This is a genomic window from Paenibacillus sp. TAF43_2 (genome assembly GCF_052113545.1).
GTDB lineage: Bacteria > Bacillota > Bacilli > Paenibacillales > Paenibacillaceae > Pristimantibacillus.
Genome location: NZ_JBFRDK010000003.1, coordinates 1 through 21,296 on the forward strand (window position 1 = coordinate 1; position 21,296 = coordinate 21,296).

The 21,296-nt window shown below is 43.1% G+C and carries 14 protein-coding genes; 5 read left to right on the top strand and 9 right to left on the bottom strand.

Annotated elements, in window-relative coordinates; translation table 11 throughout:
* The 6 genes from AB4Z17_RS01250 to AB4Z17_RS01275 form a co-directional block, all read right to left on the bottom strand.
* On the bottom strand, positions 1-961 hold a 961-nt coding region (locus AB4Z17_RS01250), incomplete at its 3' end, for a LytTR family transcriptional regulator DNA-binding domain-containing protein (protein ID WP_441957641.1).
* A gap of 171 nt (positions 962-1,132) precedes the next feature.
* Entirely contained in the window at positions 1,133-2,245 is a 1,113-nt protein-coding gene (locus AB4Z17_RS01255) for a Ger(x)C family spore germination protein (RefSeq protein WP_441912412.1), read from the bottom strand.
* Positions 2,242-3,342 carry a GerAB/ArcD/ProY family transporter gene (locus tag AB4Z17_RS01260; protein ID WP_441957643.1) on the bottom strand — a complete coding sequence of 367 codons (1,101 nt, stop codon included), beginning with the start codon at positions 3,340-3,342 and terminating at the stop codon, positions 2,242-2,244. The genes AB4Z17_RS01255 and AB4Z17_RS01260 overlap by 4 nt, the downstream gene beginning before the upstream one ends.
* On the bottom strand, positions 3,339-4,871 hold the full coding sequence (locus tag AB4Z17_RS01265) for a spore germination protein (RefSeq protein WP_441957645.1): 1,533 nt from the start codon (positions 4,869-4,871) through the stop codon (positions 3,339-3,341). Before AB4Z17_RS01265 ends, AB4Z17_RS01260 begins: the two co-directional genes overlap by 4 nt.
* A 180-nt stretch (positions 4,872-5,051) precedes the next feature.
* On the bottom strand, positions 5,052-6,404 hold the full coding sequence (locus AB4Z17_RS01270) for a sensor histidine kinase (protein ID WP_441957646.1): 1,353 nt from the start codon (positions 6,402-6,404) through the stop codon (positions 5,052-5,054).
* Position 6,405: 1 nt separating this feature from the next.
* Positions 6,406-7,122, bottom strand: coding sequence for a response regulator transcription factor (locus AB4Z17_RS01275; RefSeq protein ID WP_339206184.1), 717 nt, complete (start codon positions 7,120-7,122; stop codon positions 6,406-6,408).
* Between the two features lie 155 nt (positions 7,123-7,277).
* Here AB4Z17_RS01275 and AB4Z17_RS01280 point away from each other — a divergent pair, with 155 nt between their 5' ends.
* Together AB4Z17_RS01280 and AB4Z17_RS01285 are read left to right on the top strand one after the other, a co-directional pair.
* Complete coding sequence (locus AB4Z17_RS01280; RefSeq protein ID WP_441957648.1) at positions 7,278-7,949, top strand: hypothetical protein; 672 nt, start codon at positions 7,278-7,280, stop codon at positions 7,947-7,949.
* A 149-nt stretch (positions 7,950-8,098) separates the two neighbouring features.
* On the top strand, positions 8,099-9,865 hold the full coding sequence (locus AB4Z17_RS01285; protein ID WP_441957650.1) for a sulfatase-like hydrolase/transferase: 1,767 nt from the start codon (positions 8,099-8,101) through the stop codon (positions 9,863-9,865).
* Positions 9,866-9,874: 9 nt separating this feature from the next.
* Here the strand turns inward: AB4Z17_RS01285 and AB4Z17_RS01290 are convergent, their stop codons facing one another.
* The 3 genes from AB4Z17_RS01290 to AB4Z17_RS01300 all read right to left on the bottom strand — a co-directional run bounded on the left by AB4Z17_RS01290 (position 9,875) and on the right by AB4Z17_RS01300 (position 16,965).
* A complete protein-coding gene (locus AB4Z17_RS01290; RefSeq protein ID WP_441912418.1) occupies positions 9,875-10,528 on the bottom strand; it encodes a response regulator in 654 nt (217 codons plus the stop codon).
* A complete protein-coding gene (locus AB4Z17_RS01295; protein WP_441957652.1) occupies positions 10,525-15,606 on the bottom strand; it encodes an AAA family ATPase in 5,082 nt (1,693 codons plus the stop codon). Before AB4Z17_RS01295 ends, AB4Z17_RS01290 begins: the two co-directional genes overlap by 4 nt.
* Positions 15,607-16,176: 570 nt before the next feature.
* Positions 16,177-16,965 carry an arylamine N-acetyltransferase family protein gene (locus tag AB4Z17_RS01300; protein ID WP_441912420.1) on the bottom strand — a complete coding sequence of 263 codons (789 nt, stop codon included), beginning with the start codon at positions 16,963-16,965 and terminating at the stop codon, positions 16,177-16,179.
* Positions 16,966-17,581: 616 nt separating this feature from the next.
* On the opposite strand from AB4Z17_RS01300, the gene AB4Z17_RS01305 reads away from it, so the two are divergent.
* The 3 genes from AB4Z17_RS01305 (at position 17,582) to AB4Z17_RS01315 (ending at position 21,281) form a co-directional block, all read left to right on the top strand.
* A complete protein-coding gene (locus tag AB4Z17_RS01305; protein WP_441957770.1) occupies positions 17,582-18,634 on the top strand; it encodes an LLM class flavin-dependent oxidoreductase in 1,053 nt (350 codons plus the stop codon).
* 320 nt (positions 18,635-18,954) lie between these two features.
* Positions 18,955-19,551, top strand: coding sequence for a hypothetical protein (locus tag AB4Z17_RS01310; protein ID WP_441957653.1), 597 nt, complete (start codon positions 18,955-18,957; stop codon positions 19,549-19,551).
* A gap of 1,454 nt (positions 19,552-21,005) precedes the next feature.
* Positions 21,006-21,281, top strand: a complete 276-nt coding sequence (locus AB4Z17_RS01315; RefSeq protein WP_441957655.1) for a carboxymuconolactone decarboxylase family protein — start codon at positions 21,006-21,008, stop codon at positions 21,279-21,281.
* Positions 21,282-21,296: the final 15 nt, after the last annotated feature.

The window sequence follows — 21,296 nt, forward strand, 5'->3', positions numbered from 1 at the left end:
ATGTAATGTAAGAACGATGGCAACGGAAGAAGCCATATGTCTGCAGTCTTTCTTCCAGCTCGTTAATTATGAAGGATGTTGGATACATCTCCCCTTTAATATAGAGATTCGTTTGTCCTTCACTGCTTTCGATATAATCAATTTCCGGAGGATTGAACAATATAATTTTGTCATTCATTCGAGTCGGAATTTTCTCAAATCTGACGTGCTGAACTATAGGTTCATCATCTTCAAGGTCCTCATCACTTGCTGCATGCGAAGGCATAGATTCTTCCTTTTTATCCGCATCTTCTGTCGATACTAATTTCGGTTCCTCTTCTGTATCTTGAACATCAAAAGCTTTGAGTCCCTTCTCATCCAGTCGATAGACCCGGCTTGTCACACTAAGCGCTGTTTCCATATTCCCCGTGAGTACGAGAATCGCTTTGCCGCTTTCCCCGAGTGTACGAACTATTTTATGAAAAACAATCCTCGTTTCGATATCTACGTTCTGATCCGGCTCCTCAAATATGAAAAGAGCAGGATCTYGAAACAATAAGCGTGCAAACTGAACCCGTCTTTTCTCTGACAGGCTCAGCTTCGTTAGGCGCTTATTGGCTTTCAGATCAAGATTGACGATTCGGACAGCTTCATCGATGGATAGGCTTGAACCGTATATTTGTTTAAAGAAGCTAAAGTTTTCTTTGACAGTCAACCGTTCATAAGAGCCTTCTTCCAACAGCAGAAGACCTATCTGACTAAGAAATCCTTTCCTGTTATTTGCAAATGACAGATCATTCAACTTAATTTCCCCGCTGGAAATCGGCAGTTCTCCTATCAGCATCGCTAATAACGTATTTCGGACATTCATGCTCGAATAAAGCGCGACCACCTCATGACGTGCAATTTCAATATGAAAGGCTGGAAATACGAGTACATTTTCGGTATATCTCTCTAACTCATTGATGGTCAGAACCGCCATATGATCACCTAGCTTATCTATAGTTTAAAAGCCATATTTTTCATTTAACCTGTTTATTATACATGAGCACATAGCTATGCTGAATATAATGTGGGTATTTATTCAATTTGCAACAAAAAGCCACAACCTTCTTATGGTTGCGGCTTTTTATCGAATCAGAAAAAAACGATATTACCTATTCGAACCCATTCCCTGAATCGTAATTTTAAACTTCACATTTACTTCCGCCTCTGAGAACGCTTCTCCCCAATGGTCCTTAACCTTTTTCCATTGCTGGTATTTAAAAGCTCTAGCATATAAGCCGAGTCCAATGGGGTCGATTTTGGCCTTTTGTAATTTCTTGACCATCTGATCCACTTGCTTCTGAAGCTCTTCCTCGATTTGTTTTTGTAATTCGGGTGCATTCTTCTGAACATCAAAAACAAATAAACGTTCTGTGAGGTTAATCCCCATCCTCGCTTCAATATCAAATTTAAATTGATCGTTCTTGTAATCGGTTTTTGTTCTTACTTGAATTATGGTAGGAAAAAAACTTATTTTATTTTCCTGAGCCATTCCCTCGTTTGGCTGCTGAGGAAGGCTGAGCGTAAATGAAAATACGCCGCCTGTTTCATCCTGCAAAATTTTCAGAAGTTTTGACTGATTCCTATCCAGCGTTAATTTGTATTTTCCTGAATGATCCAAGAGCGCTGTACCTGTTACTCTTATGAGATTATCTTTTTTCATCTCGGTCATGCTCGGAGTTATCCCTTTTTCCGTAAATTGACGATGAAGCTCTTGAAGCGTCGTTTTCACTGTAAGATTTTGATTGTTCGTCGTCTCAATCAGTTTCAATAAATACATCGGAAGACGCGGCTTATCCTTAGGCGTGAACATCGCAATTTCTGAAACGGGTCCGTCTACCAAGACGACTCGAGACATCGTTGTATTTTTCCCATCGCGATACATCGTGTCCAAAATATTAAACCAATCCTTATGCTGAAATACACGTTTGCCGATAAGAAATACTTGAATCTTGCCTCGCCTCGATAATGCCGTTATTGATGAATCCAATTGATCTCTAGACTCTCTAATCGTAATGGATTTAACCATCGTATTCTCTTCCTTATCCTTCGCTTCTTTATAGAAAACAGGGCTAGAGGAGGAAACAACGAGATTTCCATCCTTATCTAGATCGATTCCCAACATCAAGCTAAGAGATATATCCTCAATGTTAATCCGATCCACACAGCCCGAAAGAACGGAAAGCGATATCAGCAGAAAAACAAAGTAAACGACTTTCACAGGCTATCACTCCGCTTAAACCGATTATATATGCTTACATAGAGGTAAAGCAGAATAGGAAACACATAAGCGAACCCAATTCCTACAGTGCTGATGAAAAGCACCCAATTCCCCGTTTGATTCCATGAAGGGTGGAGAAAAAGGGTGCAAATCACGATCGAAACAAACAAGGTTATGACGATAGGCGTTGGTTTTTTTGTCCCGAGCAGATGGTTTGTACTAAAGACCACTCCGTACATATAAGGAAGCCAAGCGGTGGAAATGACAAACAAATAAAGAGCCAGAAATACCATGTCAAAGCGCTCCAAAAAGTGCAGCTCGATCATTTTCAATAAATTAAATAGCGGCTCATTATATTCGGTTATGCCGTCCGGACTAAAGTAGGCGAAGCATATAAAGGTAACGCCCAGATAGATAAATAGAGTAATGGAATTAGCTATGACAATTCCGCGAACAGCCAAATGCTTTTTTTGCAAAAAAGGATATATCAAAAAAACGATTTCAAAACCGAGAAAGGAGAACGTGGTTGCTTTAACTCCATTGAAAATAGGCATCCAGCCTTCCTTGATAATGGGAAGCAGGTGAATCCAGTTGCTGTCTCCCATAGGGATAAGCAATAGAAAAAACATCCAAAACGTCATATAAAAAACAAGCTCCGCGTAGCGTCCCAACGCATGCAGCCCTTTTCCAACTATAAAAAAACCAGGAATAATGAGTAAAACCATCACAATATAATCCGGAGTCATTTGCAAAAACCACTGTTTAATAAATAACATCGTGACTGACAGTATCGTCCATGCAAAAAAGGCGAAATAAGCAATAATAGGAATGCTCATTACCTTCCCTGCAAATTTGCCAAAGAGTCGCATTAACAAGTCTGGCAAAGTATCCTCCGGGTATTTTTCAAAAATCTTTATGATTGTAATACTGGCTATCAGGTTTACGCAGTATCCAATGAGCAAGGATATCCACCCGTCCGTTCCTGCCTTTTCTGCAAGCGTCCTTGGCAGGGAGAATACGCCTGTTCCCACTTGGCTCCCATGAATAATAAAAATAAACTGCATGATCGTAATTTGGTTTCGTTTATATTTGCTCAAGAATCTTCACCACTCCGATATTTTTTCTGTCTAGTGGTTTGTAACGACATCGTGCTCTTAGGGCGCTTAAGCATGCTCCATATCGGAAAACGAACAAAAACATCCTTCATTTCAGAATATCTAAACGGAGCTAAAGGGCTCCCATAGGGCGTTCCCAACGATTCCATAGAAACGAAATGGGCAACTAATGCGCTCGCACCAATGACGATGCCTACTATGCCAAACATCGAAGCCAAAATCATGATTGGAAATCTTAGAAGGCGTATGGAAGCCCCCATATCATAGTTCGGGATAATGAAAGAGGCGATCGCGGTAGAAGAAACGACAATAACCATAATGTTGCTCACGATTCCTGCCTGAACTGCCGCTTGTCCAATAATGATGCCGCCTACGATACCAATCGTTTGACCAATCATCGCAGGCAGCCGAATTCCCGCTTCTCTCATCATTTCGAGCATGATTTCCATCAAAATAGCTTCTATTATCGGCGGAAAAGGAACCCGAGATCTAGTCTCCGCAATCGATAGAACGAACTGAACGGGAATGACCTCGTAATTGAACGAGATGAACGCGATATAGGCAGATGGCAAGAATAAAGCGATAAATAGAGCAAAAAAACGCAAAAGACGAATAAAAGAAGCTATCAGCCAGCGGCTATTGTAATCATCAACACTCTGAAAAAAGGCAATGAAGTTTACAGGAGCAATCATCACAGTAGGGGAACGATCCACAACAACTGCAAATCTTCCTTGTAGAATATGTGATGCTGTTGTATCGGGTTTTTCGGTCAAAATAACTTGAGGAAATGGTGAAAAGGGATTATCTTCGATAAATTCTGCCAGCTCTCCCGTATTCATGATGGCGTCAATATCAATATGATTGATCCTCTGTTCGAGCTCCTTAAGAATCTCTGGATCAGCCACGTCAGCTAGATATAAAATTGAAACCTTTAATTTTCCGCGTTGTCCTATGATTAGCTCTTTGATTTTCAATTCACGGTTTGGAATATATCTGCGAATCAAGGCTATATTTTGGCTCCCCGTTTCAACAAAGCTCTGATGGGCTCCTCGCAGCGAAGCTTCGATACGAGAATCATCAACCGGTCTTTGCGGCCAGCCCTTCGTATCATAAACGTAAGCCTGGGATTGCCCCTCAACAAAGAGCACACTATCCCCTTGCAAAATGGCATTTTCGATTTGATTCCAGGTTGATTCGTTCCGGATCGTTCCTACACTGACTTCAGGCAAGCGGAAATATTGGCCAGAGTCGCCGTTAATTAAAGCATGTAAAATATTATTGTGAATGTATTCCTTATTGACTAACCCCTCCAAATAAACAAGAGTCGCAGAATTATCATCTTGATTCGTTTGGATCTGCCTTATGATTAAATCTGGCGTTAACGTGAACAGCTGTTTGAGGTAAATAATATTAGTTGACATATTTTTGCTAATGGGAGGATCTTGAAGAGATGAGGCACTATTCGTCGGTATCCGATATTTTGATTTTCGGTTCCCTCTAAAAAATTTCATGTATGAAAACACAAGGAATCATCCTATCTCGTTTCTGTCTATGGATTTAAAATAGTCATTCCAAGGATCGACAAAAAGCGACTAAAAGATACTCCGCGTGCCTTACTGGATATAAAAAGAAGCCCTCAATCCCACTCCTATTGTGGTTTTGAAGGCTTCTTCCTTATGGCTTGCTCCTACTCATGCGGCTATTGGAAATCCAAGATAAAATATAGCACCGCCGCCCTTGCGGTTATCGGCAGTAATGAGTCCCCCGCATCGTTCCACAATCGCTCGCGATATGGCAAGGCCGAGGCCGGACTCTCCGTCCTTGCCTTTCACAAAACGATGAAATAAATAAGGAAGAAGCTCATCCGGAATGCCGCCGCCATCATCGGACACCGATATTTCTATGCGGCCTTTCTTAGCCGAAGCATGAATATAAATATTTTTATCCGCATGTCGAATCGCGTTTGTCACAACATTAAGCATCGCTTGAAGAAGCTTGTCTTGGTCTGCTCGTACAATCAGCTGTTCATGCTCATCATTGCTTGGATGCAGTGTAATTCCTTTTTTGACGAGCATAGGGTTTACACGTTCAATCGTCTCAGCGAGCAAATCCTTTAAACACACCAACGAGGGCTGATAAATATCCTCCTCGCTGTCCAGCTTCGCTAACAACGTCATTTCGGTAACCAAATTTTTCAGCCTGTCACTTTCGCTTAAAATAATGTCCAAGCCTTTATAAACACCTTCACCTTCAAACACTCCGTCTCTAATGCCTTCCGCATAACCCGCAATGGACATTAAAGGTGATTTCAGCTCATGTGAAGCATTTTGGAAAAACTGCTTTTGCGCACGGTTAAAGCGATTAAGCTCGTCAGCCATTTCAAAAACGACCTGTGCAACAGAACCAATCTCCCCCCCTGCCTTTACGCGCTTCACCTCGGAAAACTGGCGGCTCTTCACCTTTGTCAATTCTTCCTTTAATCTCATGAGCGGCTTGATTAGCTTCCTCGTGATCAAATGGCTGAGCACCAGCATAAGCATTCCGCCCAAACCGAATACAAGAAGCAAACGTTTCAGCAGCGCCTGTTCAATTTCTTTGATTTTGCTGACCGGCGTAAAGAGCGTCAAGGTACCCTGCGGAATGGCGTTCACTTCAACAAGAAACCCTTTATCCGTCCCGTCTACTACCTTACCAACGCTCGTAATGGCTGCTGTCTCCGTGCTCGATGCTTTACCGGCCTGCAAAGATTGCATCGGCAATACCTCTTTCATAATATTTCCTTGGGCATCCGTCACGACGGCTTCAATGGATGGGTTAATTGACAATGCACTGGCGGAAAGTGTCACCTGGCTATCTTTCGCTGATTGGGTCACCATTTCCGTCTTCATAGTAGCGGACAGCGTTGCGCTTGCCATCTTCAGTTCTTCCTTTTGCGCAACCATAAAATGATCTAATAACACATAGTGAATTAAAAGCGCAGTGATCGATAAAACAAGCACAAGCGCGATGCCAAATGCGAGATTAATCTGATGAACGAGCCTCATATTAATACACACCCCGATCCGTTCTCATTCGATAGCCATGACCCCATACCGACTCTATCGGTAAATGCTCTATTTTTTTTCGTATTCGTTTAATAAGATGATCGACTGCACGATCGCTGCCGAAATAATCGTCGCCCCAGACGAGTGTGAGCAGATCAGCTCTAGCAAAAGCACGGTTCGGCTGCTCAATAAACACCTTGAGCATCGTGAATTCCTTGCTCGTCATGTCCACTTCCTCGCCTTGCCAGAATACACGCCTTTCCTCCAGCATCAATTGAAGCTCACCGAGCTCCAGCCGCGACAATGGCGTTGCAGCATTCGCCGTGTTTTCTTCGGCTTGGTTAATTTTATACCAGCGTTGGAGCTGCCGCTTTATGCGCGCCATCAGCTCGCGAGGACTAAACGGCTTAACTAAATAATCGTCGCTCCCAAGCTCCAAGCCTAATATTTTATCAACCTCTGTATCTTTGGCTGAAATCATAATAATGGGCACTTCTGCCTCATTCCGAATTCGCCTGCATAGCTCATAGCCATCCATTCCCGGCAGCATAATATCGAGCACCCACAGATCCGGAGGATTGGTTTGCCACAGCTCCCATGCGTCCTCTGCATTTTCCAAACCGATTGTCTGGTAATTTTCCTTCTGCAAATAAATCTCGACTAAATTACGTATATGAAAGTCATCATCCACAACGGCGATGCGATAATTGCTGTTCACCTTCACTAACCCCCTGAACATTTCTTCTATAAGTATACCAAGCCCACAATCGCAATGGGGTCGTGCCATCGTTTTTCCACAAATACACCAATGTTCTGACACAGCCTTCTTGTAGAGTAAGACGAGTAAGACAAACCCATTAGGAGCGTGAAACCATGAACCATAAGTTGATTATTTCCAGAGTTGTCCTTTCATCTGCTTTATTGATGTCCGCTGTTGCAGGCCCTGCCATCTCGAATGCAGCGTCTAAAGCGCCAGCACCTGAAAAATTCTCAATGCTGCAAAACGTAACAGCAAGCACTTCCATCTCCGCAGATGCAACAACTGGCGTAGCTGTGGTTAACAGCTTTACTAATCCGCTCGACTTAGCCAAAAAGTATGCGCCTGACACACTCGCTGACTGGCAGGATACATTAGACCAATATGAGAAAACGATCGGCAGCACGATGAAAAATCTCATTTCATCTGTCGAAGCAATACCAGCAATTTCAGCTGGCAAGGAAACGATTTCTATCTCTAAATCGGAGAAATTGGAGAATAGCACAACTTTGTCATTGAAAGCTTCTGCAGTAAAAATCTCAGATTCCACTAAATTAAATATTGCACCAGCTGATGTCGTTCAGCTTGATAAGAATACAGGTACGGCGGTTCAAATGACTGAGGCGACTATTAGCGAAGCCGACAGCGCTGACATGGCGTTTATTAGAGCAGAGATTAAGCTGGCGCAAGCGGTTCAAGCTGAAGATGCTGCTGCTATTAAGCAATCACTGAACGAGCTTCTTGTACAATACAAACAGCAAATCGCTGAATGGAAAGCAGAGAAGTAAAGCCTTTAAAAAAGAAAACAAGCTCACCTCCTTGATGAGGTGAGCTTGTTTCTTTTTCGCATATGCTTACGCATCTAACGGTAGAAAATTACTGTTTCTAAGCTTTGCAGCATAATTTAAAGTGAAGTCTTAGCCAAGGATGTGTTGCCATGAAACGTAATCAGCAAGCTTCCCGAAAGCTCGATAAGCCTAATTTCCTTGTCATTCTGGTGGATGAGGAACGTTATCCCCCTGTATATGAGAACGCCGAAATAAAAAAATGGCGCAAAAAAAATCTAATCGCACAGGAGCTGTTGAAAGAAAACTCTATGGAGTTCCATAGGCACTACATCGGGAGCTCCGCATGCTGCCCAAGCCGGGCAACCTTGTTTACCGGACATTACCCATCGCTCCACGGCGTCAGCCAAACGGTTGGAATCGCCAAAGAGTCTTTCGATTCCGATGTGCATTGGCTGGATAAAAACACCGTTCCTACGATGGGCGACTATTTCCGCGAAGCCGGCTATCAGACGCACTACAAAGGGAAATGGCATATAACCAATGCAGATATTATCGTCCCTGGCACCCACAACAGCATACCAAGCTTTGATCCTTTGACAGGCGTACCTGACAGAGAGCAAACCGACTTATATTACCAAGCTAATCGCCTAGATGACTTCGGCTTCTCTGACTGGATTGGTCCGGAGCCAAATGGAAAAAATCCGCGTAATTCCGCCTCCTCTGCAGGTTTTGGAATAAGTGGACGCGATGTGGTTTATGGTGAGGAAACTGTGATGCTGCTTGAAAACCTTGATCGTCAAAAAAGCAATGATAAAAATGCCAAGCCATGGTTAGTCATTGCTTCCTTCGTTAACCCGCATGATATTGTTTTGTACGGTGCGCTCACCGCGCATTTGCCCGCCTTCCGTTTCGAAGTGGAGCCTACGGTACCATCCGTTTCCCCGCCGCCAACGATGAATGAATCGCTGCTTACGAAACCACGCTGCCAAGCAAGCTATCGCGATACCTACCCAAAGGCGCTGCAGCCGATCATCGACAATCCATTTTACCGTCAGCTTTATTACCAGCTGCAAAAAAATGCCGATCAGCAAATGTTAAAAGTATACGAGGCGCTTGCTCGCTCATCATTTTATGACAATACGATCGTTATTTTCACCTCAGACCATGGTGATTTGCTCGGATCTCACGGAAATCTTCATCAGAAATGGTACTGTGCCTATGAAGAGTTTCTGCATGTGCCTTTCCTTATTCATAATAAACATCTATTTCCGCGTAATAAAAATGTGGATACCCTTACAAGCCATGTTGATTTGCTGCCTACTATGCTTGGACTTGCGAATGTGGACATCCATACCATTCAATGCTGCTTGCAAAAGAGATTCAGCGAAGCCCGCCCTTTTGTTGGGCGCGACCTCACTCCTATCATTTTGGAACAAAAACCGGCCGTAACCGTCGATAGTCCTGTATACTTCATGACCGATGACGACGTGACACGCGGCCAGCACCAAGTCAATCCACTTGGGGAGCCCTATTCATCCGTTGTTCAGCCTAACCATATTGAGTCTGTCCTCATGACGATTATTACCGATGGAAAGAAACAATTATGGAAATTTTCCCGTTACTATGACAACGTGCAATTTTGGAGCCAACCAGGCGTACAGGATGTAACCTTTTTGCAAGCTGATCCTGTAAAAGGCGAACAGTACCCGCTGTGGGTGACACAAGTGAAAACGGAGCCGGCTCCAGAGGAATTTGAGCTGTACAACTTAACCGAAGATCCGCTAGAAGCTCGCAACCTTGCTAGTCCAGCCTATGCCACGCAGCATACGAAGGAAATTGAAACATGGATGATGGAGCTGCTGAATGAGCAGCGCATGCAAAAAAGACTTGTCCCAGCGGATACGGGCATCACTTAAAGCCATGAATTAAATCAAGCCTTGCAGGCGAATAATCGCCTGTGCGCGATCAACAACTTCCAGTTTGCTATAGAGATTGCTGATGTAGTTGCGTGCTGTACCTTCGGCTATGAACAACGCATCAGCAATTTCTCGATTGTTCAGTCCGCGTATAATAAGCTGTGCCAACTTTTTCTCGCGATCTGTCAGCTGGATGTGACGCTGGCTCGTTTTTTGCCATTGCTCGTGATCCTCTGTAAACCTGTTCATCCTCTCAGCCAGTTTGGCTGCAACCGCGGCTGGAAGAATGAACTGCCCGGATATCGTATCACGAATCGCGGCAATCATTTTATCGATGTCCATATCCTTCAGCATATAGCCGCTTGCCCCATGCGCCATGCCCTCTACAATATAATCCGCGTCTATGAATGTCGTTAAAAACAAAATAAAAATGTTGGGCGAGCTCTGCTTAATTCGTTTTAAAGCGGTGATTCCATCCATAATCGGCATTTGAATATCCAGCAGCATAAGGTGTGGCTGAAGCGTCTCTGCCATTTCACACGCCTCTTCCCCATTTTTAGCTACGCCAACGATCTCGAAATCATCTTCCAAGTCCAATATGGTTCGAAGCCCTTCCCGTGTCAGCATCTGATCGTCGGCAATTACTATCGTTATCTTATTCATTCCCTCTCTCCATTCAAACGTATCTTGTAGGGCAAATCGATTTTTAACAGACAGCCTTGATTTGGCCATGATTCAATAGAGAGGCTTCCGCCCAGCTGTTCCACTCGCTCTTTCATCGCCTTTAACCCAAATCCAAGCGCAATTCCAGGGGCTCCTATTCCGCAATCTTCGAGCCTGAACTGCAAATAGGTTCCTACGGTTTGCAAACTAAAGCGGAATTCCTTGCTCCCCCCATGTCGGATGCCATTGGTTAAGCCTTCTTGGAGCGCATGATAGATCGCCTTCTTATGCGCTGTCGACAGCTTCGGCAAAGGCTGAATCGCTGCATGAACTTTCACTTCCATATTGCGCTCTGTATCTTGAATGAGCCGGTTCAGCATTTGTCCGAGGTCAGCGAACTTGTCCTCTTTCAACATATGGACAGAACCGCGGATCTCATTCAGGCTATGCCTTGCTAGATCCTGCGCTTCTTTCAACCGCTGTATGCCGCCCTCCAGGTCCTTGTGCAGCAGTCGCTTTCCAGCTTCAATCTGAAGGATCGTCGAGGTAAGTGAATGGCCGACAATATCATGAATATCATGGGCAATGCGGCTCCGTTCCTCATAAACAGAAGCTTCGGCAAGCGCAGCAGACGTCTCTTGCATCGATCTCTCAAGACTGCGAGTCCGCTCGACAACTTGCGCCTCTAAGTTATTTTTGAGATATTGTATCCCCGAATAAAGCTTAGCGTTTTCTATGGAAATGGCGCACTGGGAGCCGAGCAGCTTCAGAACATCAAGCCGCTGCGGTGTGAAGACGCTCGTCGATAGCTTATTCTCCATATAGAGCAAGCAAATCAGCTTATTCTGATGCATGATCGGCAGACATAGAACCGACTTTAATCCATTATTTTTAACATACGGAATTCGGACGAACATCCCTTCATGAGCTGCATCATGCAGGACAACTTCCTCTTTCGTTCGTGCTGCATAGCCAATAATAGCCGCTGAGGCGATTTCCGATTCCTCCGCAAGGGGCACGGTTTCAATGTGAAGCTCCTCTGCTGTTCCATAAGCCTCAACAACCCAATTGTCTTCGTGACCAAAAATAAGTACGCCATATTCCGCGCCAGCATTATGAAGCATGATACGCATCAGCGTGTCGAGCAAACGATTCATTTCCATTTCGCCCGATAATGCTTGCGCGGACATGACTGCTGAGAGATAATCAACACTTTCAAGGCCCGACTCCCGTCTGATGTGGAGCAGATGCCCATATTTTTGTTCCAGATCAGCCGCTTTCGCAGCCGCCCCCCATTCAATATATGCTTCATACGCTTCCGTCATATAGATTTTCGCGAGCTGCTGCCTGCCTTGACGAAGGGCAAATTTTGCAAGACATTCCGCTGCTATTGCAAGATCATGTATATATCCATARGCACGCGCTGCCTCAATCGACTGCTCAAACAGCTCCTCCGCTTGACGGCTCTTTCGTGTAATCCGCGCCATTTCAGCTTTAATGAGCAAATATTTATGCTTATAGTTTTCTGGGCAACGCGTAGTGAGCACTTTCATTCTTTTCATATGCTTCTTAATAGTTGTCAAAAATTCTTTTTGCTCCTGTACGGAAACATCCTCATAAAGCTGTGCCAGCACTAACGATTCATAAAAGTATTGTACGGTGCTCTCATAGTTATCATTACGCGCAGAAATAATTGCGGCTGCTCTCTTCAAAGCTTCATTTGCTTCCTGATACTGGCCAAAAAAGTAGCCAGGCAAATAATGAAGCGTGCAAACCAGCTCTTGAATCGTATTAAATTGATCTCCGTGCACCGACCCGGCAAAATCCTCGCTAAAGATATCCGTTTCCATAAATGGATCATTCGGCGCGCGATATCCCGTTAAACGTACAAGGAGAGCGGAAAGCAGAACAGCTTGCTTCCAATGAAGCGTATTATTATGGCGCAAAAAATCGCCTGAATGCGCAATTAACCGGTTATAAATATCACTAAGCGGATGACCATATTGCAGCAGAGTTGCACAATTAATTAATACACTTTGATTGCTGTGCCACAGATCTCCAGATTCCAGTCCAACTTTCCCAGCATGCTCAGTAAAGGTCTTCAGCATCATCGGATCAAATTTGCGCCAGCTGTCGTAACAAAGGGTGAATGAAGTAAGCGTCTTAACATGCAGTATAGGGTACGGCTTCGATAATTCACAGGCGAGCATCCCCCATTCGAATGCCTCTTTATAATGCCGAAATTGAAAATTCAGGAACATGGCATAACCGACAAAACCGATTGATGACCCCGGGGCCATGCCGTAATCTAGTGTCATTTCGACCATGGTAAAAGTAGTAGCAAGCCAGCCTTTTTGATTTACAAAAAAACTGGCATTGCTCGTATAGACCATCGCGGTCATAGCCGCTTTCCGTACTTCATCTGTCATTGGCGGCAGTTGCTGCAGCGATGCTATCGAATGTTTCTTAATTTTGCTTCTGAGCTTTAACCACTGCACAGTCAATTCGAATGTGCTTGGCTCAAAACGAGGGTGAATATCCAATAGCTCCAACGTTTGACGGCCCAAAGAAAGGACCTCGTCGTAATTGTCATTCGTTGCCTCTAATTGAATATTCATAGTCCAAACGAGCGCTTTATCTAAATTAGTTTCCGCTTTGCTGATCAACAAATTAAATAAATCATGTGCTTTCGCAAAATGACCGCATAAATATTCCGCCTCGGCGCGTTCTCTGAATATTCGGAAGGCAAGCGAGTAGCTGTTTTTCCAACATTCCTCTTCGATAAGGGCAGCAGCATGACGCAAATAGCCTAGTGATGTCTCATATGCGGTCGATTGTTTGGCCTTCAAGGCCGCCTTTAAGTTCAGCTCGGCGAGTTCAAGCTTCTGCTCTAGACGTTCTATTTGTTTCCATGCCTGATTGAAATGATTGACAGCTTCGAATACATTTGCATCTTCAGTGAATGCAACACGGTCCGCAAGCAGCGATCCGATTCTCCAATGCAGTGCGGGAAGCTCATCCTCGGATACAAGATGATAGGCAGCCTGCTGAATGCGATCATGCTGAAATTGATAAATTTGTCCGTTCCCGAGCTTAACTGGCTGCAATAATTGTTCACGCTCGGCTTTCTCCAGCACTTCTTCCAGCTCCTGCAGGGGTAGATTCGTAATGGAAACAAGCATATCTACATCAAAGCTGGTGCCAAGAACAGCTGCCCGCCCTAGCACATAAACCATTTGATCCGGGAAAAGCTTCATCTTACCCGATATATAATCAGCCGTATTGGCCGGAACGTTCCTTTCAGCAATAAGCTGCAAATCCCACTGCCAGCGCCTGTTCGATTCATCAAACATAACTTGCTCATCATCAACCAAATCCTGAATAAATTGCTTTAGAAAAAAAGGATTGCCTTCCGTCTTATGGAGCAATACAGCAGCCAGCTCATCTGTTTCAGCAGCTTCGCAGCCCATGGTGTCGCTTAGAAGGCTGGTTAAATCAGCGGCTTCCAAAGCCTCTAGATGAATACGGCTGTTCTTTGTGTTGTGCTCTTCAAAATGATTCTCCAAACGGCTTAGCGGATGCAGAGGCGTAATTTCTCCATCCCGATAAGCCAAGATGACGAGTAAATGATTGATGTCCCTATCCTCTAGAAGATAAGCAAGATACTGAAGCGATTCTTCATCCGCCCATTGAAGATCATCAAAGAACAAAACCAACGGGCAGTCCCGGTGAAGGAAGAGATGAATAAAACGGCTCAAAATAAGGTGAAAACGGCGCTGCGCTTCCACTGGCGGCAATGAAAGCACCGCTGGCTGCTCTCCAATCAGCAGCTCCAGCTTTGGAACCAATTCAATCAACAGCTGTCCATACCCATTTAAGGCATCTATTATGCGCAGCTTCCAAACCTCTGCCTGCAGCTTGCTCTCCATGAGCATTAGGCTAACCAATTCATCAATGGCTTGAATCCATACGTCGTAGGGTTTTGCCGTTTGCTGCGGATTGAATTTGCCCGTAACAAAATAAACTTCAAGCGGCATCGATTTTCTAAGCGTTTCATTCACAAAGGACGTTTTTCCTATTCCTCCGTTGCCGCTAACCCAGATAACCTCCGCAGCGCTTAACGACGCTCGCTGCAGTGCATCTTGCAAGCATTGCTGCTCGGAGCGTCTGCCGTAATACTGGTTTGAAGTCCTCCAAAGATCTGAAATATCACGGCTTGCCAGTGCAAAGGCTTCTACTTCTCCTGATAACTGGAATTGATTCAGACATTCTTCCAAGTCCGACTTCAACCCGAATGCACTGATATACCGCGCATCAGGCATCTTCTCCATACACTTGCTTACAATAGCAGATACCATCTCGGGTATAGAGGAATACCTCTTATGCAGAGGTTCAGGCGTGCTGGCAATATGCCGATATATAACATCCATTACATCTTGTGATTCAAAAGGAAGGCTTCCCGACATCCATTCGTATAAGGTGACGCCGAGCGAATAGAAATCAGAGCGGTAATCGGGGATCATTCCCGTTCTGCCCGTCTGTTCTGGGGAGATATAGGACAAAATGAAGTCAGGCCTGCCTGTTGTTAATGGAAGCGGACTCTTGTTAAGTTCAGTTGAACACATTCGAATATCAATAAACTTCACTTCATAGGTATCGGGATTAGCGATGAGATGAAAGGGGGTTATTTCATTGAGTATTATTTTTTCACGATGTATTTGCATCAGGCTATCTGCTGCCGATACTGCGATGGCCAGCAACGCTTCATGCATAAAAGGGTTATCGCGCGTGCGCAATACCCGATCCAGTGTACTGCCTCCGATATCCAGCAAAATCAGAACAGGTCTGTCTGCTAACATTTCCAGACTATATGCTTCTAACGTTCCTCGTCCGCCGAGCTTAACGAGCAGCTCATACTCATGCTGAAATGCAGCAACCACGTTCGGTCCTGGATAGATATCACATGTGGTTTTGGCGATAACAGGAATGTTATCCGCTTGGCGAATCATTCTATATAGGTTTATATCATCATAACTGCCTATTTCATCGATCATTTGATAACCTGATATCTCAATCAAGAAGCCGCACTCCCCAGTTGCTAGATATGGAAAGAATTCATTAATTAAACAAAGGTAATCAATTAAAGGAAGCCCAGAAGAAATTTAACTTCATTATAGCATTGGCTCTTCTACTATGAATACCACGCTCGTGCTCGGAATAAAAAAACAGACCATCCGATGGAAAGTCTGCTCGTTACATTCACTTAAACATCCGTTTTCGATGATTGCTCCCAATTTTATACCAATATTTAGTATGTTCATCCTTAAACAGTCGAATGCCCACCAATCGGAAAGGCGTCCAAATCTCTCGAAACATGATATACTCAGCCATTGTTTTCACCTCAAAAATAATTCCTATTATCTATTTACCTTTAGCATTTCTACCATTTACATGATACTAATTACCTATAAACAGTATAATCCAAATTATCCCTTTTATATAGTGAGAGTTGTCATTTTTTTGTCATATGACAACAATCGGTCAGCATGTACGTAAAAAATGGGCTGTCCCAACCGTAGATTAATCTACTTTTGAGACAGCCCGCTAGTATGATAGAGATATAAAAGATGATCCGATTGCTTAGCATGCTATACGGATATGACAATTCCAAAATATTTACGTAATGCTTCCGCATATTCCTCTTGTGTAGAAGGTGTGACTACCTGAACGCCCAAACCCGTAAATATACGAAACTCTTCGCCTGCAATCGTATTTCTTCCTTCAGCTGTCCGAATGGCCGCCATCGGCGTGCTCACAAATATCGAATCTTGTGCATGCTCACACCAGTAGGAGGTCATAATGAAATCCTGCGGCAACTGCGGTTCCTCGGTAAAGGTATAAAGGCGGCTCCATTCCCCCTTCTTCCTCTCCAGCAGCACCCAGCCAAAAAAGGCATCCCGCTCCAGCTGATACGCTTCTTCCTTTTGCTCATAGACGACATTTTCAGCCAATAGAATCGGGTTTCGCGGTGCAATACCGCCTACTCCCACATCGCATAGATACGGCTTTCCTTCAGCTACTACCTGTAAAATATGATGCCTGCGTTTTGGCGGTGTCTGTGTTTCATCACGCCAGAACCTAGCAAAATAGTTCGTCACGTTAAAGCCGAGCTCGGCTAGCAACCAACCAAACAGTGCATTCAACTCAAAGCAATAGCCACCGCGATGCTTAGTAACGATTTTATTGAACAGGTCGGGAATTTCCAATGATAGCGGTACCCGATTTATAATATCTAAGTTTTCGTAGGGTACGGTATGTACATGGCAGTTCTGGAGCTCCGTAAGTGTTGCCAAACTGTTGTCGATCGGGCCGTTATAGCCTATTCGTTCAAGATACGCCAATACTTCAGGTTTCCATAGCTTGTGGTCAACTACCATTTTATTTACCCCTCGCTGTTCGTAGACTTGTTATTTATTTCATCATATCTTCCTGCATCGACTAATGGCAAGACAAGCGCTGCAATTAATGAAAATCAGTAAAATTATTGTATTCAAAATAAACCATTTACGGGCAAAGCCACGATTTACTCCGAATACCGTTCCGATTATCCAATAGCTTATAAAAGCTGTCCCAAAAGTAGAAATCTACATTTGGAACAGCCCTTGTTATGTTTATGGAGGCTTAGATAAAATGCATGCCTGAGTGAATCGCTGTTAACAAGGCGCTCCTTTGCCCGGAATTTGTATTGGATTTATCTCTAACGAACCCAGCAGCTCTTATTTAAGCCATTTGGAATGATTTGAATTTGTAACGAACTCCAGCGTCGCTATTTTGAGAAAAACAGCACCTAACCTCTCCTACAGCATGCCATAACGTTAATCAGATTCGTTAAAATTTATAAGATGCCGTTTTCTGCCTAATAAGCATATTACGATTCGTTAGAGAAGTAATGAACCGAAATTATCTGCTTACTAAATTTGAGAAACCATAAAAAATTGAGTAAACTATAGGTAATAAAGGAGGCGTATGCTTATGGCCGATTTGGCAGCAAACATGGAAATTGGAATTAGTACTTTTTTGGAAACGACACCGGACCCGGTGACAGGAGTAATCATGAGCCATGCTGAACGTCTGCGCAACGCGGTTGAGGAGATTGTGCTCGCAGATCAAGTTGGACTAGATGTTTATGGTATTGGAGAGCATCACCGTGCTGATTACGCGGGCACTGCGCCTGCGGTTGTACTGGCAGCAGCAGCTCCGATGACCAAAAACATTAGACTCACCAGCGCTGTTACCGTTCTGTCCTCAGACGACCCGGTTCGTGTATTTCAACAGTTTTCCACACTCGATGGCCTCTCGAACGGCAGAGCCGAAATTATGGCAGGACGGGGATCATTTATTGAATCCTTCCCGCTATTTGGGTACAGCTTAGAAGATTATGATGAATTGTTTGAAGAGAAGCTAGAGCTGCTTCTTGCTATCAGAGATTCCGAAAAGGTCAATTGGCGCGGTGGACATCATCCTGCTATTCATAATCTACCTGTATACCCGCGGCCAGTTCAGAGCCCGCTTCCCGTTTGGATCGCAAGCGGCGGCAACGCGCAATCTGCGATTCGCGCAGGTCTGCTCGGCCTTCCTATCGCCTTCGCTATTATTGGCGGGATGCCTGAAAATTTTGCACCGCTGGTCGATCTTTACAAAGAAGCTGCTGCAAAAGCTGGCCATGATCCCAGCAAGCTGCAAATCGCCACTCATTCACACGGCTTTGTTGGTGAAACAACGGAGCAAGCAGCCGATTTATTTTTCCCGCCAACTCAGGCTCAAATGAATGTCATTGGACGTGAACGCGGCTGGGGGCAGCATTACAGTCGTGCAGCTTATGACTCTGCCCGCAGCCTTCGAGGCGCTTTATATGTGGGTGATTCTGAATATGTTGCAGAGAAGATTCTTTTGCTGCGCAAAAATTTAGGCGTTACTCGATTCTTCCTGCATGTGAATGTAGGTACGATGCCGCACCGCGAGGTACTGCGAGCTATTGAACTGCTCGGCACCAAGGTCGCCCCAATTGTACGCAAGGAGCTTGCAAGAAGCGAAGGAAAGCAATAAGAAAGATAGCCATTATCTAAAAATAGAAGTGTGCGGGCCTGAGATGCCAGTGCACTTCTTTTTTTAGGTTAGGTAAATCTTCTAATAAAAGGAAAAACGAAAAAGACAGAGAAATAGTACACAATCCGACACTTAAGGAGCCTCTGTATGAATCATCTTTCTCGCAAACAAATACAGCAAATTCAGCATATGTTTCCCACATTCGCCCATTATATCAATTAAGTACTGAATGGCAATATATTAGCTCTTATAATGTTTCTACAGAACCATATTTAATAGCATACTCATCTCAAAGTAGAGAACCTACAACTGCAGAATGTTTGATTGGGCAATGTGAACTAAATACAGTAAGTAATACATTTGATTCATTAGCTGGTTTTCATATCCCATCAGACATTACAAGTGGAAGTTGGACAGCAACAACGACTACCTTAGCTACTGACTCAATTCAAACGAACACAACTCAAATTGAGAGTAAAACTTTGATAGAGAATCCAGAGTATACAGCTATCGAAAACAAGATACAATTGGATGAATTCGCAGCTGAGGTGAATGACAATATAAGAGAACTTAAGGGTAATGAACTTTCAGAGTTTATTATTACTTTTAACAGACCTTTATCAAGTGAAGAAGTCAAAGAATATTTAGATGATATTTCGAGTGTATTATTGTATGGAAGAGGTATTAACTCAAATAGTGAACGTGTAACTATTGGTCAAGTACTACTGTCTGATTCAGTGTTTGATGCAATAGAAAGTGATACAAGTTATGAATTTAAAGGCTATATACAATTACAAGGTGTGGCAAGTAAAGAAGTTTTAGAAAAATTGGTAGATGATTCGAATGTGTATTCAGTTGAAGTTGCTAAAGGTACAATTCCAATGGGATTATATTGGAAGCTAGAAAATAGTAAATAATAATCTTAAGCCTGGAGACTTGTCTTCAGGCTTAATAATTTTTGTGAATGTGGTATAATATATACTAAACAAACAGGGGTAAGGTGGTGAGTCATATCAAAGTTGGTCACTATAAAAGGATAATTGGAATCCTTACATGTTTGACAGGTTTACTCTATATTCCTAGTGTATTGAAATGGCTTTGGAATAGTGATTCAACTATGAGCGACCTCTCAGTTAGCTTAGTATGGAGTTTCGTTTGTGTTTTTATTGGTATTGCTTTATGCTCTAAGGACTGGAGTAATCTTCATGTTGCTTTTTTAGTGATCAATTTAATTTATCACTTGATTTGGAGTTACTTAATAATTGATCAAGTCCTACATCTTCCTAACAAGCAACTCCAATACTTACCTTACTACATTCATATCGTATTAGTAGTAGGTTGTGGAGCGTATTTTATTATTTATAACAACAAAAAAAATACAGTTTAACAATAGTATCAAGTCAATAAGTCTAGTGTATTCTAGGCTTTTTATTTTGCGATCTATTATTACTTTTTATAATTTTAATAGGTGTAATAAACTTAAGGCTCTTCGCTCTATTACGTGGGTAAGCAGAATTTTGCTCCGATGATAGAACGATTTGACTTGGAGCCTCTGCGGCATGAGTAGTCGCGCCAAAGAAGAAACAGTCATTACAATATTTTCATGTTTCGGTCCCCAAACATATTCATTACTATAAATAGGTTCCTTGCCCTTAGTCTTATTGAGCTTTTGTATTAATCGAAACTGTTCTTGAAGAGAACATGCTAACTGAATATCTTCCTCTGAAAACGTTTGACTCGCAAGCAAATTAGTTAGTTCACTTTGCAGAAGTGGAATTTTCTTTGTTTGGTCTAATGTTTCAACTGCAATTCGTTCTATGTCTGATGGATTTAAATTTTCATACACTTGACCTGTAATACCAAGAACTTGATTATTTGCTAGAACATATTCTTCAAGTCTTATAAAATCTCCAGCTGCATTTTTTTAAATTCAATTTGTTGGTCAGAAGCTCTCTCTATTTCTGGCAAAATAGTTCTGTGTAGTTCCTGCTTGCCAATACCAACGGATAAAACCATTTTTTTAACTTTTTAACATTTGCAATAACAGAGTTTCCTCTAATGACACCTAGTAAACGTTCAGCTTTCCCAGCTACATTTAATGAATCGAATTCATCTAAATGGGGGCTATCTGGCTTATAGTTTTTCTAGTGTTTTTGTGTTGCAATCGACCAGTAACCCTCTCTTAGTTTGTCCATTATCATTTCCTCCGTAATTAAAAGTTACTAAATGAATTTATTAATATATTATATTAGATATCTCCAATTCCGACTTCAATTCTTCAACTGCGTTTCCACTAATAATAATCTTTGGGGAAATTTCAATAGTCATGTAAAACAAACCCTCTTTCTTAGAATCTTACAATCCGACAAAAATGAAAGAGCTCATTGCTGTAGCCGTTGCTCATGTGATCGGATGCCCCTATTGCATTGATGTGCATGTGAAGAAATGCAAGGAGCTAGGAGGCACACGGGAGGAAATAATAGAGGCCGTTTTGGTTGCAGCATCCACAAGAGCAGGCGCCATTCTCAGCCATGCGACCCATGCCTTAATCTCATTTGAAGAAGATGATAACAAACGTCACGCAAGGAAGCAGAGCAATCATCCTCAGCGCCTGACTGTTTCTGTTAAGTTTATTTCTTCAAATTAAAAAGCAGCAGCCCCC

What these genes read in the sequence shown, in the direction of transcription:
- AB4Z17_RS01270 (WP_441957646.1), bottom strand. Translation starts at nt 6,404, where the DNA reads ATGAGGCTCGTTCATCAGATTAATCTCGCATTTGGCATCGCGCTTGTG.
- AB4Z17_RS01315 (WP_441957655.1), top strand. Translation starts at nt 21,006, where the DNA reads ATGAAAGAGCTCATTGCTGTAGCCGTTGCTCATGTGATCGGATGCCCC.
- AB4Z17_RS01265 (WP_441957645.1), bottom strand. Translation starts at nt 4,871, where the DNA reads ATGAAATTTTTTAGAGGGAACCGAAAATCAAAATATCGGATACCGACG.
- AB4Z17_RS01285 (WP_441957650.1), top strand. Translation starts at nt 8,099, where the DNA reads ATGAAACGTAATCAGCAAGCTTCCCGAAAGCTCGATAAGCCTAATTTC.
- AB4Z17_RS01280 (WP_441957648.1), top strand. Translation starts at nt 7,278, where the DNA reads ATGAACCATAAGTTGATTATTTCCAGAGTTGTCCTTTCATCTGCTTTA.
- AB4Z17_RS01305 (WP_441957770.1), top strand. Translation starts at nt 17,582, where the DNA reads ATGGAAATTGGAATTAGTACTTTTTTGGAAACGACACCGGACCCGGTG.
- AB4Z17_RS01300 (WP_441912420.1), bottom strand. Translation starts at nt 16,965, where the DNA reads ATGGTAGTTGACCACAAGCTATGGAAACCTGAAGTATTGGCGTATCTT.
- AB4Z17_RS01290 (WP_441912418.1), bottom strand. Translation starts at nt 10,528, where the DNA reads ATGAATAAGATAACGATAGTAATTGCCGACGATCAGATGCTGACACGG.